Below are 14,924 nucleotides of genomic sequence, written 5' to 3' on the forward strand. Positions count from 1 at the left end.
CGCCGAGCCGGAGCGCGGAGGTACGTCGAATCGGCGGCCGTAATCCGCCTCTCACCTGCGAACATACCGACGGTATCAAGAGTTCGAGGGGTCGGCATCTTCTCAACTTCCGCAGTACGGCGCGTATCTGATGCCCACACGATGGTGTGATCCGTTGACGAGGCACCTCTAGCGCGGATACATTCCAACCATCGGTATGTTGGAGGTGTGATGATGAGCGCTCGATCTTCTGGCGCTGATACCAGGCCGGGGTACCTTCCCCTGCTGCTTCTGGCCTCCAGTGCGACCTTCTTGGCTGTACTGGATGTGACGATCGTCAATCTGGCCATCCCTGATCTCCACAAGGATTTCGAGGATGCGAAGCTGGCCGATCTCTCTTGGGTGATCACCGTGTACGCCACGGTCTTCGCCGCCCTGCTGGCCCCCGCGGGCAGGCTGGCGGACGTGTTCGGCAGGCGCTCGCTGTTCAGGGCCGGTGTCGCCGTCTTCACGGTGATGTCCCTGGCCTGTGCGCTCGCGCCGAACCTGCCCCTGCTCCTCGTGGCGCGTGCGCTGCAGGGTGCGGGAGCGGCCGCCATGATCCCGGCGTCGCTCGCGATCGTCCTGGTGGACAGCCCGCCCGAGCGTCGGCGTGCGGCGATCGGGCAGTGGAGTGCCGCGTCCGCGCTGGCCGCGACCGTCGGCCCCTCGCTCGGCGGGGTGATGGTCGACGCCTTCGGGTGGTGGTCGCTGTTCCTGATCAACGTTCCGATCGGACTGCTGCTCCTGGTCCGCTCCGGCATCATCCCGAAGACGGCGAGGTCCGCGGAGTCCCGCGTGCCCGACATCATCGGAACGGTGCTGCTGGGTGTCGGGATCGGGCTGCTGAGCCTGGGCATCTCGAAGGGCAGCGACTGGGGCTGGGGCAGCACCGAGACGATCGCCTGTCTCTGTGTCGGTGCGGTCGCCATGGCCATCGCGGTGTCGCGTTCCCTGCGTCACCCCGAACCGGCGATGGAGACGGCGCTCTGGCGCAACCGCACGTTCGCCCTGGCCAATGCCGCGTCCTTCTTCTACGGCGCGGCGCTCTTCGCCTGGCTGCTGGTCGGCGTCCTGTACGTCACCGCGGTCTGGGACTGGTCCGAACTGCAGGCCGGCCTCGCGGTGACACCGGGTGCGCTGACCGCGACCGTCGTGGCTCTGTACTCCGGAAACCTGATGGCGAAGTACGGCCCCCGAACGATCGTGGTCGCCGGTTCGGTGGTTCTGGCGGCCACCGGGTTCTTCCTCGCCTTCACCCTTCCCGACGAGCCCATGTTCCTCGAGTACTGGCTGCCGACGGGCATTCTGGCCGGGGCCGGAATGGGTGCCATCACGACCGGCACCTCGACCGCCTCCGCTCTTTCGGTCTCCCCGCTGAAGTTCGCGGCGGCGACCGGTCTCAGCCAGACGGCCCGCCAGGTCGGCGGGGCATTCGGTATCGCCACCCTTGCCACGCTGCTCGTCGACGCCGGCGACAAGCCGGACCCGTACGGGCACGTACTCCTCTTCTGCTCGGTCGCCACGGTCCTGACCGGCCTCGCGGGTCTTGGCCTCGTCATCAAGAGCGATCCCGCCCCGGCCCAGGCCGCGGCGCCCGACGCGCAGAAGGCACCTCAGGAGAAGACAGCCAGCTAGCTCTGTCCGCGGGACAGACATGGACGAAGGATCAGGTTCCGTAATGCCCATCAAGTCAAGTGAAGCCCTGTACACCGGTGTGGCGACCGCGGAGGGCGGCCGTGAGGGCCGCATCTCCACCGACGACGGCAAGCTCGACGTCGTCGTGAGCCAGCCCAAGGAGCTGGGAGGCAGCGGTGCGGGTACCAACCCCGAACAGCTCTTCGCGGCCGCCTACAGCGCGTGTTTCCACGCGTCGATCGGGATCATCGCCCAGATGAAGGGCATCGACGTCACGGGTTCCAGCGTGACCGCGAAGGTCGGCATCGGCAAGAACGACGCCGGTTTCGGGATCGTCGCCGAGCTCACGGCGTCCATCCCCTCGGTCGACGCCGCCACGGCCGCCCAGCTGGTGGAGAAGGCGCACCAGATCTGCCCGTACTCCAAGGTCACCCGAGGCGACATCGAGGTCACGATCGTCACCGCCTGAGCCCGCGCTCACCCGGCAGGCCGCACCCCCGGGGTGGGCCTGCCGGGCTGTCCGCCCGCGCCCTGTTGACTGGAGCTATTCAGCCACTCAAGATGTGAATAGAAAATTCACAGTCGCGAGGAGGCATCGCCATGTCAGGACCCCGCCCCGTACGGGCACCGCGAGGTACCGAACTGAGCACCCTGGGATGGCAGCAGGAAGCCGCGCTGCGCATGCTGCAGAACAACCTCGACCCCGAGGTCGCCGAGCACCCCGACAAGCTCGTCGTCTACGGCGGCACGGGCAAGGCGGCCCGCGACTGGCGCTCGTTCGACGCGATGGTCCGCACGCTGCGGACGCTCAAGCAGGACGAGACGATGCTCGTCCAGTCCGGGCGGCCGGTCGGCGTCATGCAGACGCACGAGTGGGCCCCGCGCGTCCTGATCGCCAACTCCAACCTGGTCGGTGACTGGGCGAACTGGGAGGAGTTCCGCCGCCTGGAGGCGCTCGGGCTCACCATGTACGGCCAGATGACCGCCGGATCGTGGATCTACATCGGCACGCAGGGCATCCTGCAGGGCACGTACGAGACGTTCGCCGCCGTCGCCGCGAAGAAGTTCGGCGGGACGCTGGCCGGGACGATCACGCTGACCGCCGGCCTCGGCGGCATGGGCGGCGCCCAGCCGCTCGCCGTGACGATGAACGACGGCGTCGCGATCTGCATCGACTGCGACCCGCGCGCCATCGAGCGCCGCATCGAGCACCGCTTCCTGGACGTGAAGGCGGACAGCCTGGAGCACGCCCTCCAGCTGGCCACCGAGGCGAGGGACGCGCGCAAGCCGCTCTCCATCGGCCTGCTCGGCAACGCCGCGGAACTGCTGCCCCGGATGCTCGCCGAGGGCGCCCCCATCGACATCGTCACCGACCAGACCAGCGCGCACGACCCGCTGGCCTACCTCCCGCTCGGCGTCGACTTCGACGACATGGCGTCCTGCGCCACCGAGAAGCCCGCCGACTTCACCCAGCGCGCGCGGGAGTCGATGGCCCGGCACGTCGAGGCGATGGTCGGCTTCATGGACGCCGGTGCGGAGGTCTTCGACTACGGCAACTCGATCCGCGGTGAGGCCCAGCTCGCGGGATACGGGCGGGCCTTCGACTTCCCCGGCTTCGTGCCCGCCTACATCCGGCCGCTGTTCTGCGAGGGCAAGGGCCCGTTCCGCTGGGCGGCCCTCTCCGGCGAGGCCTCCGACATCCACAAGACCGACAAGGCGATGCTGGAGCTCTTCCCGGAGAACGAGTCGCTGCACCGCTGGATCAAGATGGCCGGCGAGCGCGTCCACTTCCAGGGCCTGCCCGCCCGTATCTGCTGGCTCGGCTACGGCGAGCGGGACCGGGCCGGCGAGCGGTTCAACGACATGGTGGCGAGCGGCGAGCTCGCGGCGCCGCTGGCGATCGGGCGCGACCATCTGGACTGCGGATCCGTGGCCTCCCCGTACCGGGAGACCGAGGCCATGCTCGACGGATCCGACGCGATCGCCGACTGGCCGCTGCTGAACGCGATGGTCAACGTGGCCTCCGGCGCCTCCTGGGTCTCCCTCCACCACGGCGGCGGCGTCGGCATGGGCCGCTCCATCCACGCCGGACAGGTGACGGTCGCCGACGGTACGAAGCTGGCGGGCGAGAAGATCCGCCGGGTGCTGACCAACGACCCCGGCATGGGCGTCATCCGGCATGTGGATGCCGGTTACGACATCGCGGAGTCCGTGGCGTCGGACAAGGGCGTGCGGGTGCCGATGCGCGAGGGCGGCCCGGACGCGGAGTCCGGCACGGGCGGCGCGCCCGGCACCGGTGGGGCCGCCGCGTGAGCCCCACCTTCCACGCGATGTGGGCGTCGTTGCGGAACATCGGCCGCAACGCCGAGTCCGGCGGCTACCGGCGCTACGCCTGGACCGGGGCCGACGCCGACTGCCGCCTCTGGTTCCGGATGCAGGCCGAGGCCCGCGGCCTCGACTGCGAGGTGGACCGCAACGGCAACCAGTGGGCCTGGCTCGGCGACCCCCTGGCGGGGGACGCCGTCGTCACCGGTTCGCACCTCGACTCCGTCCCGGACGGCGGAGCCTTCGACGGGCCGCTCGGGGTCGTGTCCTCCTTCGCCGCACTCGATGAACTCCGCCGCAGGGGAGTGGAGTTCACCCGACCGCTGGCCATCACCAACTTCGGTGACGAGGAAGGGGCGCGCTTCGGCCTCGCCTGCGTCGGCTCCCGGCTCGCCGCCGGGCAGCTGACGGCCGAGGCCGCGCACCGGCTGCGCGACGGCGACGGCATCACACTGCCGCAGGCCATGGAGGCGGCCGGGTACGACCCCGACGCCATCGGGCCGGACCCCGAACGGCTCGCCCGTATCGGCGCGTTCGTCGAGCTCCACGTAGAGCAGGGCCGCTCCCTCGACGTCGGCGGCGACCCGGTCGGGATCGCCTCCGCGATCTGGCCGCACGGGCGCTGGCGGTTCGACTTCCGGGGCGAGGCCAACCACGCGGGCACCACCCGGCTCGTCGACCGCCGCGACCCGATGCTCACGTACGCCGAGACCGTGCTCGCGGCCCGCCGGGAGGCGGAACTGACCGGCGCCCTCGCCACCTTCGGCAAGATCGCCGTCGAGCCGAACGGTGTCAACGCCATCCCCTCGCTCGTGCGCGGCTGGCTCGACTCCCGCGCCGCCGACCAGGACACCCTGGACACCGTCGTCGCCGGTATCGAGCGGGCCGCCCGGGAGCACGCCGGGCGGGCCGGGATCGACCTCGACGTCGTGCGGGAGTCCTTCACGCCCGTCGTGGAGTTCCAGCACGCCCTGCGCGACGAGCTGGGCGCGATCCTCAAGGGCTCCGCCATCCGGGACACCGGACGCGACGTTCCCGTACTGGGCACCGGAGCAGGGCACGACGCGGGTATTTTGTCCGCTTCGGTCCCTACCGCCATGCTGTTCGTACGGAACCCCACCGGGATCTCGCACTCGCCGGCCGAGTACGCCGCCGAGGACGACTGCGTGGCCGGGGTGATCGCACTCGCCGACGTACTGGAAGGTCTCGCGTGCCGCTGACGACGGAGCTGACAACGGAGCCGACGGGCAAGCCCGTCACCGTGACGTACTGGCTGTCCCATGCCTGGCTCGGCACCCATGTCGAACCGGACGTCGTCCTGGAGGTCGCCGGCGGGCGCGTCGCCGGTGTGCGGACCGGCGTCGACACCCCGCCGCCCGGCGCCGTCGTGCTGCGCGGGCTCACCCTGCCCGGTCTCGCCAACGCCCACTCGCACGCCTTCCACCGTGCCCTGCGCTCCACCGTCCAGGTCGGCTCCGGCACCTTCTGGACCTGGCGCGAGATCATGTACCAGGTCGCGTCCCGGCTCACGCCCGACACGTACTACGACCTGGCCCGTGCCGTGTACGCCGAGATGGCGCTGGCCGGCATCACCGCGGTCGGCGAATTCCACTACCTGCACCACGCGCCGGGCGGCGTCCCGTACGACAACCCCAACGCGATGGGCGAGGCCCTGATCGCGGCTGCCCGCGAGGCCGGCATCCGGATCACCCTGCTGGACACCGTCTATCTCGCCGCCGGATTCGGCCGCCGGCCCTCCCAGTACCAGAAGCCCGACCGGCACCAGCAGCGCTTCTCCGACACCACCGCCGACGCCTGGGCGGAACGCGCCTCCCTCCTCAAGGGCGACGAACACGCACTGATCGGCGCCGCGATCCACTCGGTGCGGGCCGTCCCCGCCGATCAGCTCGCCACCGTCGCCCGATGGGCCGAGGAGCGGCAGGCCCCGCTCCATGTCCACCTCTCCGAGCAGACCGCGGAGAACGACGCCTGCATCGCCACCCACGGCCGCACCCCCACCCGGCTCCTCGCCGACCACGGCGTCCTCGGCCCGCGCACCACCGGGGTGCACAACACCCACCTCACCGGCGAGGACATCGAGCTCATCGGCTCCTCGGCCACCGGCACCTGCATGTGCCCGACCACCGAACGCGACCTGGCCGATGGCATCGGCCCCGCCGTCGCCCTCCAGCGCGCCGGATCGCCGCTCTCCCTCGGCAGCGACAGCCACGCGGTGATCGACCTCTTCGAAGAGGCGCGCGCCATGGAGCTCAACGAGCGCCTGCGCACCCGGACCCGCGGTCACTGGACGGCCGCCGCACTCCTGCGCGCCGCCTCCGCCGACGGCCACGCCGCACTCGGCCGGCCCGACGCGGGCGTCCTCGAACCGGGCGCCCCGGCCGACCTGGTGACCGTCGCCCTCGACTCCGTCAGAACAGCGGGGCCGGTGCCCCGGCTGGCAGCCGAAACAGCCGTATTCGCAGCCTCCGCGGCCGATGTGCGCCACACCGTGGTCGCGGGCCGGCACATCGTCCGCGACGGACACCACGCGTTGGTCGGCGACGTCCCCGGGGCTCTCGCGAAAGCCGTCGCGGCGCTGCACCACTGAGCACCCAGGCGGAGACCCCTCCACCGCCCAGACGCAAGGAGAGCAGCACCCCGATGACGACGACCGCCCTCACCCACATCTCCGCACTGGTCACCAACGACCCCTCCCTCGGTGACGGTTCCCCCCTCGGACTGATCCAGGACGCGGCCGTCGTCATCGAGGGCGACCGGGTCGTCTGGACCGGTGGGTCAAGCAGGACACCCGCCACTGACAACGCCGTCGACGCGGGCGGCCGGGCCGTGATCCCCGGCTTCGTCGACTCCCACTCCCACCTCGTCTTCGCGGGCGACCGCACCCAGGAGTTCAACGCCCGCATGTCCGGCCGCGCCTACAGCGCGGGCGGGATCAGGACCACCGTCGCCGCCACCCGCGCCGCCACCGACGAGGAGCTCTCCGCCAACGTCGCCCGCTACCTCGCCGAGGCGCTGCGCCAGGGCACCACGACCTTCGAGACCAAGTCCGGATACGGCCTCACCGTCGAGGACGAGGCCCGTGCCCTGCGCATCGCGGCCCGCCACACCGACGAGGTCACCTTCCTCGGCGCCCACATCGTCTCCCCGGACTACGCGGACGACCCGGCCGGCTACGTCGACCTGGTCACCGGCCCGATGCTCGAGGCCTGCGCCCCGTACGCGCGCTGGATCGACGTCTTCTGCGAGAAGGGCGCGTTCGACGGCGACCAGGCCCGGGCGATCCTGACCGCGGGCCGGGCCAGGGGGCTCCACCCCCGGGTCCACGCCAACCAGCTGGGGCACGGCCCCGGCGTCCAGCTCGCCGTCGAGCTCGATGCCGCGTCCGCCGACCACTGCACCCACCTCACCGACGCCGACGTCGACGCCCTGGCCCGGTCGGAGACCGTCGCCACGCTGCTCCCCGGCGCCGAGTTCTCCACCCGGGCCGCCTGGCCCGACGCCCGCCGCCTCCTCGACGCGGGCGCCACCGTCGCGCTCTCCACGGACTGCAACCCGGGCTCCTCGTTCACCTCGTCCGTGCCGTTCTGCATCGCCCTCGCCGTCCGCGACATGGGCATGACGCCCGACGAGGCGCTCTGGTCCGCCACCGCGGGCGGCGCGGCGGCCCTGCGGCGCGGTGACATCGGCCGGATCGCCCCGGGCGCCCGCGCCGATCTGGTGGTCCTCGACGCCCCCAGCCACGTCCACCTCGCCTACCGGCCGGGCGTACCGCTGGTCCACGAGGTCTGGCGGAGCGGCGAGCGCGTGGTGGCACCGCGCCCCCTCTGAACCGGCGTCACCAACGCGGAAGGACCTGCCCCTCGGCGGGGCAGGTCCTTGATCCGGCAGTCTCCGCAAGCGTGTTGCGGGTGCCCGCTCATTCCTCCAGGGTCAGTCCCTTGCGGAGCTTGACCAGGGTGCGGGAGAGCAGCCGCGACACGTGCATCTGCGAGATGCCGAGCTCCTCGCCGATCTCCGACTGCGTCATGTTGGCGACGAACCGGAGCGAGAGGATCGTCCGGTCGCGGCCCGGCAGCGAGGCGATCAGCGGCTTCAGGGACTCGACGTACTCGATGCCTTCGAGTCCGTGGTCCTCGTAGCCGATCCGGTCGGCCAGCGCGCCCTCGTTGTCGTCCTCCTCGGGCTTGGCGTCCAGCGAGCTCGCGGTGTACGCGTTGCTCGCGGCCATGCCCTCGACGACCTCGTCGTGGGTGATGCCGAGGCGGTCGGCGAGCTCGCCCACGGTGGGCGATCGGTCCAGCTGCTGGGCGAGCTCGTCGCCCGCCTTGGCCAGGTCGAGCCGGAGCTCCTGCAGGCGGCGCGGTACGCGCACGGACCAGCTGGTGTCACGGAAGAAGCGCTTGATCTCGCCGATGATGGTCGGCATCGCGAAGGTCGGGAACTCGACGCCCCTGCTGAGTTCGAACCGGTCGATCGCCTTGATCAGGCCGATGGTGCCGACCTGGATGATGTCCTCCATCGGTTCGCTGCGCGAGCGGAACCGGGAGGCGGCGAACTTGACCAGGGCCAGGTTCAGTTCGACGAGCGTGTTGCGTACGTAGGAGTACTCGTGCGTGCCCTCTTCGAGGGAATCCAGCCGGGCGAAGAGCGTCTTCGACAAGGCCCTGGCGTCCAGGGGCCCCACTTCGGAGTAGGGCGGGATCTCGGGAAGTCCTTCGAGACCGGTCACGCCGTCGGTACTGCGGTTGTCTTCGGTACTGCTGGTGTCACTGCCACTGCTGGTGGTGCTGTTGCGCGTGCCGTCCAGGACGGCCGCAGCAGGGGAGTCTGATTCGGTCAGTCCCTGAGGACATGCTGACGTCGCGTTGTGGGTACGCGGTTCGTCGAGCCGGGGTGACATGGTCTCCTCCATCGTTCTCGGCATATGGCTGCCGATGCCCATACGTGTTCCTGCGGTGAAGCGGCGCCTCCAAAGCCGGCCGTGTTTTGGTGTCCCCCTACCCTTACCCGGTCCTTGCAGGTCGTCACAACCTCCAATTGACGCTATATGTCCGGTTTGTTGAGGTCTTCGGCTACCGCGTGGCGCACGGAACGCGTACTGTTTTAAGGGCGTCGGCGACGTGTGCAACTCATCTGCACGTGCGTCGATGCGGACAGTGACGAGGCGAAGAGGGACGGGCATGGACCGCGGGACGGTCGGCAGCGCGAACCGGGGTCGGCTTCAGGTCGAGGCCCGGACCGATGGCCGCAGTGAGGTTGTCACGCCGGTGGGTGAGCTGGATCACCACACGGCGGAACTGCTGCGCGAGCCCTTGGAGCACGCGGTCGAGCAAGGGCGTGTGCGCCTGGTGGTCGACTGCTCGCGGCTCGAATTCTGTGATTCCACCGGGCTCAATGTGCTGCTCGGTGCCCGCCTCAAGGCGGAGGCGGCCGGGGGAGGGGTCCATTTGGCCGGAATGCTGCCGGTGGTGGCGCGGGTCTTCGAGATCACCGGGGCCGAGGCGGTATTCACCGTCCACGACTCCCTCGAAGAGGCTCTGGACACCTGATCGTGGCGCGTTTCGACACCCCGGGCACCCCTTCTGTCGCCCGTGTCACGCGCTCCGCGTAGATGAAGTGGGTGTTGTCACGATTCGACCGGGCAGGAGACACCTCGGCGAGCCGTGGGAGACCTGCACGCTTCGTGTCTGTGCGGTACCTGTATCAGTGTCCATATCAGTATTCGTTTCTGTATCTGTTCGATGGCGACATGGTGAATCGGTGAGGTGAAGCGCTGATGAGCACCACCCGGCAGCATCCGCCGGGCGACCTCGGCCGCGAGTCGGAGGGCGCGGGCGTGGGTGCACGCTCCGACGCCGGCACGCCCGCTGACGCGCGTCCCGACGTTCCCTCCGCCGCGCACGTGGAGCCCGCGGAGCGGCAGTGGCGCACGCTGTCGCTGCGGGAGGCCAGCGGCATCGTGCCGACGGCCCGCGATTTCGCCCGCCAGGCGCTCCACGACTGGGGCTGGCTCCCCGCCTCGACCGCCGACCGCCGTGCCGCCGCCGAGGACGTCCTGCTGGTCGTCTCGGAGCTGGTCACCAACGCGTGCCTGCATGCGGACGGCCCCGACGAGCTCCGCATCGCTCGCTCGCCGAAGGCGCTGCGGGTGGAGGTCGCCGACGGCGGCGCCGGACAGCCCGCACCCCGCACCCCGCACCGGGCGGGACGGCCCGGCGGGCACGGCATGTTCATCGTGCAGCGGCTCTGCCTGGACTGGGGAGTCGTACGGGTGCCCGGCGAGCCCGGCAAGACCGTCTGGGCGGAGCTGGCCGCCCCCGCATAGCCCCCCGAGCGGGTTTCCCCTGCTCGTCCCCCTGGGCTCGTACGCCCCTCGAAGAGCGCGCCGATCCGGCGCGCTCTTTGTCTTCCCTCCACAAGGCCCCGGGCGTACCTTGAGCGCCCAATCTGATGTGTCGTCAGTTATTTGTGCCGCGGTGAAGCGGCGCGCGGCGACTCCCGGCATGAGGGGAACTCGAGGTGTCGTACCAGAAGCGAACAGCTCTCGCGCTGGCGTCCGGGCTGGCGAGCGCGGTGGTGCTGCTGGCCGCGCCCGCCGCCCACGCGACGGTCGTCGACGTCAACTACCAGTGCAAGACCCCGATCGGGGACAAGGCCGCAGTCTCTCCGATCGACATCAAGAGCGTGAAGAGCGGCAGCGGCTACAAGCTCACGATGTCCTTCCAGAAAGGCGTCTCCTCCAGCCCGGTCGAACTGGGCAAGGGGGCGATGAGCCCCAGTGCAGTGATCAAGGTGGGCGGTGCCGACCCCGGGCAGGTGACGGTCGCCGGAGCGCCCAACGCCGCCGCCATTCCCGCGAACAGCCCCATCAAGATCAGTGACCTGTCGGGGACGTACACCCCGAAGAAGAGCGGCAAGGTCGACTTCACCGCAGGGGTGCTCACCATCAAGGCGCTCGGTACGACGACGACCTGCACCCCGTCGAACAACCCGGGCCCCTCGCTCTCCCTCGACGTCACCGCGGCGGGCGGCGGTACGAGCACGACCGGCAGCAACGACTCGCTGCCCAAGACCGGCCCGCTGGACTCGGCGGTGGCGCTCGGCACGCTCGGCGGCACGGTGCTGCTGACCGGTGCGGCCGGCGTGCTGTGGCTCACCAGGCGGGGGCAGCGGGCCACGGGCTGACCCCCGCGCGAACCGCCGCCGCCGTCACGCACCAGGGAGCCGCCCATGCCGCCGTTGACCGGTCATGCCACCCGTCTCGTCCCAGGACCCGTCGCCGCACGACCGTCCGCCGCGCGACGTCTGGCCCGTGCCCTGCCGCTGCTCGCCGCTCTGTGGTGCACCGTCGCCATGGCGGCGGTGGCCGGTGCCACCGAGCACCCGGCCGGCCCGGCGTGGACGGCGCAGCCCGCGGCGAACGGCCCCGGACAGGGCGAGGGCAGACCGTACTTCTACCTGGAGGGCCTGCCCGGCAGCGTCCTGGAGGACCGGCTCTCGGTCACCAACCCGGGACCGGAGCCGGTCACCGTACGGCTGCGGGGTGCCGATGCGTACAACACGGGGAACGGCGGATTCGCGGTGCGCGGTGCGCACGGATCCACCGGGACCGGGGCCTGGCTGCGGACGGCGAGCGCCGAGGTGACGGTGCCCGGCAGGACCCGGGCCGACGTGCCGGTCTCCTTCACCGTGCCCGAGGGCGCGCAGCCCGGTGACCACCCCGGTGCGATCGTCGCCGAGAGCGGCGGCCGCTCGGTGGGCGTACGGGTCCAGCTGCGGGTCGGCGGGCCGACACTGGCCGCGCTCACGGTGGAGGACGTGACGGTGAGCGGCGGGACCATCCACTACACGCTGGTCAACCGGGGCAACGCGGTCCTCGTGCCGCGCCTGTCCGTCGGCGCGGACGGGGTGTTCGGGACCCTGCTGCGGCGCGGCGCCCGGGCTCTGCCCGTGGAACTGCTGCCCGGTCAGCGGGTGCGGCTCACCGAGCCGTGGCGGGACGTCCCGTCCCTCGACTCCGCCACCGTACGGCTGCGCGTCACGGCGGCCGGCGGGGCGCACGACGAGGCGACCGCCTCGGCGGTCTTCGTGCCCTGGGCGCCGGTGACCGGCGGCGCGCTGCTCCTCCTGGCCGCCGTCGCCGCCGGTGTGTACGGCCTCCGGCGCGGGACGCGGCGGGGCGCACATGACTACGGGGCCGTCCCGGCCCCGGATCTCCGACAGCACTCCGACGAGAGGCACTTGGTGAAGGCGGGAGCGGAATCGTGACTGGACGGACCGGACCGGCGGCATTCCGGAGCGACGGCCGCGGGCGGGCGGGCGTACTGCTCGCCGTACTGCTGGCCGCGATACTGCCCGCCCTGCTGCTGACCGCGCCCGGGGCCCAGGCCGAAAGCCCCGGCGCGGCGGACCCGAAACCGGTGGTCACGCTCTCGGAGAAGCAGGCGGGCAAGGGCGGCGAGATCACCGTCAAGGGCAAGGGCTGGCGGCCCGACACCCTGCTCATGATGCTGATCTGCGGGCAGTCCACCCCCGGGCGCGGCGTGATCGGCGGCACCAACTCCTGTTCCAACGCGGACGGCCGAGCCGTCACCACGGACAAGAAGGGGTCCTTCACCAAGAAACTGCCGGTCGCCGAGCCGCCCGCGCCGTGCCCCTGCGTGGTCCATGTCGCCACGGTCACCGGCGAACAGGCCCTCGCGGACGCGGTGTTCGTGGTCGCGGGCCACCCCGTCGCCGCTCTGCCGAAGCAGACGGGGAACGGAAAGCTCGCCGTCCTCGCGGCAACCCGGCTGGAGGGCGACAGCGGGATCCTCACCTGGTTCGGCGCCCCGCCGTCGCGCCGGCTCGTGTTCACGGTCGGCAACCTGGGCTCGGCGCCGGTCAAGGACCCGGTCTTCCGGGTCGGCACCGCCCACGGCGTCTACGCCGCGCAGTGGGAGGAGCGGCAGTGGCGGGGGACGGTCGAGCCCGGCCGCAAGGCCCGTATCGAACTGCCCGTCGAGCTGACTGCGGGCGCCCACGGCGACTACCAGATCTCACTGAAGTACGGCACGAAGGTGCTGGCCGAGCAGCCATGGGGGGTCGGCCGCCCGTGGGGCGTGACGCTCTTCTGGATCCTGCTCTGCCTCGTCGTGCCCGCGGCCGTGTTCCGCATCGGCATGGCGATCGTCGACAAGGTACGGCCGCGCCCCGCGCACGCGGCGGGCCGCCGGGGGCAGCGCACGTCCCCGGGCACCGGCCCGACCGTGAGGTTCCCGAAGCTGCGGCGCGCCCCGGCCCCGGACGCCGGCCCCGCGCCCGCGACGGGCCCGAGCACCACCACGGCCGCGCTGCCGTGGTTCACCCCTGATTCCGCACCGTCAGAGCACAGACCGACGACGAAGGGACATTCGTGAGTACGCAACGCAGGACGGTCGCGGCGGGAGTCGCGATGATGATCGGCGGGGCGGGCATGCTGCTGGCCGCGAGCCCTGCCCAGGCCGCCGACATCTCGTACAAGACGGAGTGCATACCCCCGGCCATCTCCGGACTGCCGCCCGTCCAGGGCACCACCAAGGTGCAGCTGACCGCGCCCGCCACGGCGAAGGTCGGGGACACCGTCGAGGTCGTGTGGAAGACGATCCAGGGCGCCTCGGACAACCCCGACGTCCTCGATCTCGAGAAGGACACCATCAAGCCGACCGGCACCATCAAGCTGGGCGGCGCCGCCACCGGCGACCTGAAGATGGAGGGGCCGCGGCAGAACCCGCCGATCCCCAGGAAGAGCCCGATGGTCGTGTCGGACATGAAGGGCACTCTGAAGCTGGAGAAGGCGGGTGACCTGACACTGACACCGGACGCGTACGCCCTCAACGTCTCGAAGCCGATCTCCACGGACACCAAGTGCACCCCGAAGGAGACGGTCCAGCCGGGCGCGACGATCAAGGTCACGGACGGCGGCGGATCCACCACCGGCGGCACGACGGCCGGGGGAACGACCGCGGGCACGACGGCCGGGGGGACGACCGCGGGCGGTACCACCAGCGGCGGCACGACGACCGCGGGCGGCACGACCTCCGGCGGTACCACCAGCGGCGGTACGACCGCCGGTGGCACGACCGCCGGTGGTTCGGACTCCGGTGGTTCGGACTCCGGCGGCAGCGGCGGTGCCACGGACTTCCCGGGCAAGGAAGTCGTCGTGAACTTCTCCTGCCAGCCGCCGAGCCCGGTGAAGGACATCGCCTCCAAGGTGACGATCAACGCCAAGAAGAACGGCGGGAGCTACGCGCTCACGGTCAAGACCGCCAAGGGTGTGATGGACAGCCCGGCCGCGCTGCCCGCGGGCGCGCTCAAACCGTCCATGCAGATCGTCATCGGCGGCGCCGACAAGGGCTCCGTCACCGTCACCGGGCCGGGGAACCCCAAGGCCCTGGAGGCGAACAAGCCGGTCGACCTGTCCGACATGACCGGCACGTACAAGCCGGGTGCCTCCGGCAAGTCCACCCTCACCCCCGGCGACCTGAAGATCGACGTCACGCTGGGTACCGCGAAGATGAGCATCCCGTGCACGGCCAAGAGCGGCACCAAGGCGTCGCTCGAACTCGACACCACCGCCCAGGAAGGCGGTGCCTCCGGCGGTGACACCGCGGGCTCCGGCGGAGCGGCGGCGGGCGGCGGCACGGCGTCCGGCGGCGGGCTCGCGGCCACCGGGGCCGAGGACAACGGCTCCCTGCGCGCACTCGGCCTGGTCGCCGGCACGGCGATCCTGCTGGGCGGCGCGGTGTTCACGTTCACCCCGTGGCGCCGGCTGCGCACGGGCCGGTGAGCCGGAGCGCGTGGCCCGGCCGGCAGCCCCGGCCGGCCGGCACGGTTCGACCGTCGAGCCGTGGAGCGCCCGCGGACCGGCGAGGACGACGTCCACGGTGTCGGCCGCGGTGGCC

The 14,924-nt window shown here is 71.4% G+C and carries 13 protein-coding genes; 12 read left to right on the forward strand and 1 reads right to left on the reverse strand.

Translation table 11 applies throughout. The features are described from left to right. Positions 1–213 precede the first annotated feature (213 nt). The 6 genes from ABT025_RS31795 to hutI all read left to right on the forward strand — a co-directional run bounded on the left by ABT025_RS31795 (position 214) and on the right by hutI (position 7,830). Positions 214–1,656, forward strand: coding sequence for a DHA2 family efflux MFS transporter permease subunit (locus tag ABT025_RS31795; protein ID WP_351001985.1), 1,443 nt, complete (start codon positions 214–216; stop codon positions 1,654–1,656). A gap of 43 nt (positions 1,657–1,699) precedes the next feature. Beyond that, a complete protein-coding gene (locus tag ABT025_RS31800; RefSeq protein WP_351001987.1) occupies positions 1,700–2,125 on the forward strand; it encodes an organic hydroperoxide resistance protein in 426 nt (141 codons plus the stop codon). Between the two features lie 131 nt (positions 2,126–2,256). Further along, positions 2,257–3,969, forward strand: a complete 1,713-nt coding sequence (gene hutU / locus ABT025_RS31805) for a urocanate hydratase (RefSeq protein ID WP_351001989.1) — start codon at positions 2,257–2,259, stop codon at positions 3,967–3,969. A 17-nt stretch (positions 3,970–3,986) separates the two neighbouring features. Next, on the forward strand, positions 3,987–5,201 hold the full coding sequence (locus tag ABT025_RS31810) for an allantoate amidohydrolase (RefSeq protein WP_351002007.1): 1,215 nt from the start codon (positions 3,987–3,989) through the stop codon (positions 5,199–5,201). Then, a complete protein-coding gene (locus ABT025_RS31815; RefSeq protein ID WP_351001991.1) occupies positions 5,192–6,589 on the forward strand; it encodes a formimidoylglutamate deiminase in 1,398 nt (465 codons plus the stop codon). The genes ABT025_RS31810 and ABT025_RS31815 overlap by 10 nt, the downstream gene beginning before the upstream one ends. Positions 6,590–6,642: 53 nt before the next feature. Then, positions 6,643–7,830 (forward strand): imidazolonepropionase, encoded by a 1,188-nt coding sequence (hutI, locus tag ABT025_RS31820; RefSeq protein WP_351001993.1) that lies wholly within the window; start codon positions 6,643–6,645, stop codon positions 7,828–7,830. A gap of 88 nt (positions 7,831–7,918) precedes the next feature. Here hutI and ABT025_RS31825 read toward each other — a convergent pair whose 3' ends face one another. Next, positions 7,919–8,902, reverse strand: coding sequence for an RNA polymerase sigma factor SigF (locus ABT025_RS31825; RefSeq protein ID WP_351002009.1), 984 nt, complete (start codon positions 8,900–8,902; stop codon positions 7,919–7,921). A 280-nt stretch (positions 8,903–9,182) separates the two neighbouring features. Here ABT025_RS31825 and ABT025_RS31830 point away from each other — a divergent pair, with 280 nt between their 5' ends. The 6 genes from ABT025_RS31830 (at position 9,183) to ABT025_RS31855 (ending at position 14,809) form a co-directional block, all read left to right on the forward strand. Further along, the gene (locus tag ABT025_RS31830) at positions 9,183–9,551 is read left to right on the forward strand and encodes an STAS domain-containing protein (RefSeq protein WP_351001995.1); all 369 of its coding nucleotides are present in this window, start codon (positions 9,183–9,185) and stop codon (positions 9,549–9,551) included. A gap of 227 nt (positions 9,552–9,778) precedes the next feature. After that, the gene (locus ABT025_RS31835; protein ID WP_351001997.1) at positions 9,779–10,327 is read left to right on the forward strand and encodes an ATP-binding protein; all 549 of its coding nucleotides are present in this window, start codon (positions 9,779–9,781) and stop codon (positions 10,325–10,327) included. A gap of 194 nt (positions 10,328–10,521) precedes the next feature. Beyond that, positions 10,522–11,187, forward strand: a complete 666-nt coding sequence (locus tag ABT025_RS31840; protein WP_351001999.1) for a peptidase — start codon at positions 10,522–10,524, stop codon at positions 11,185–11,187. A gap of 45 nt (positions 11,188–11,232) precedes the next feature. Next, complete coding sequence (locus tag ABT025_RS31845; RefSeq protein ID WP_502972071.1) at positions 11,233–12,270, forward strand: COG1470 family protein; 1,038 nt, start codon at positions 11,233–11,235, stop codon at positions 12,268–12,270. Then, positions 12,267–13,400: a hypothetical protein gene (locus tag ABT025_RS31850; RefSeq protein WP_502972072.1), complete on the forward strand. Its 1,134-nt coding sequence runs from the start codon at positions 12,267–12,269 to the stop codon at positions 13,398–13,400. Before ABT025_RS31845 ends, ABT025_RS31850 begins: the two co-directional genes overlap by 4 nt. A gap of 35 nt (positions 13,401–13,435) precedes the next feature. Continuing rightward, the gene (locus tag ABT025_RS31855) at positions 13,436–14,809 is read left to right on the forward strand and encodes a hypothetical protein (RefSeq protein WP_351002015.1); all 1,374 of its coding nucleotides are present in this window, start codon (positions 13,436–13,438) and stop codon (positions 14,807–14,809) included. Positions 14,810–14,924 lie beyond the last annotated feature (115 nt).

Origin of the sequence: Streptomyces sp. NPDC002809, from assembly GCF_040295435.1 — a bacterium.
Lineage (GTDB): Bacteria > Actinomycetota > Actinomycetes > Streptomycetales > Streptomycetaceae > Streptomyces.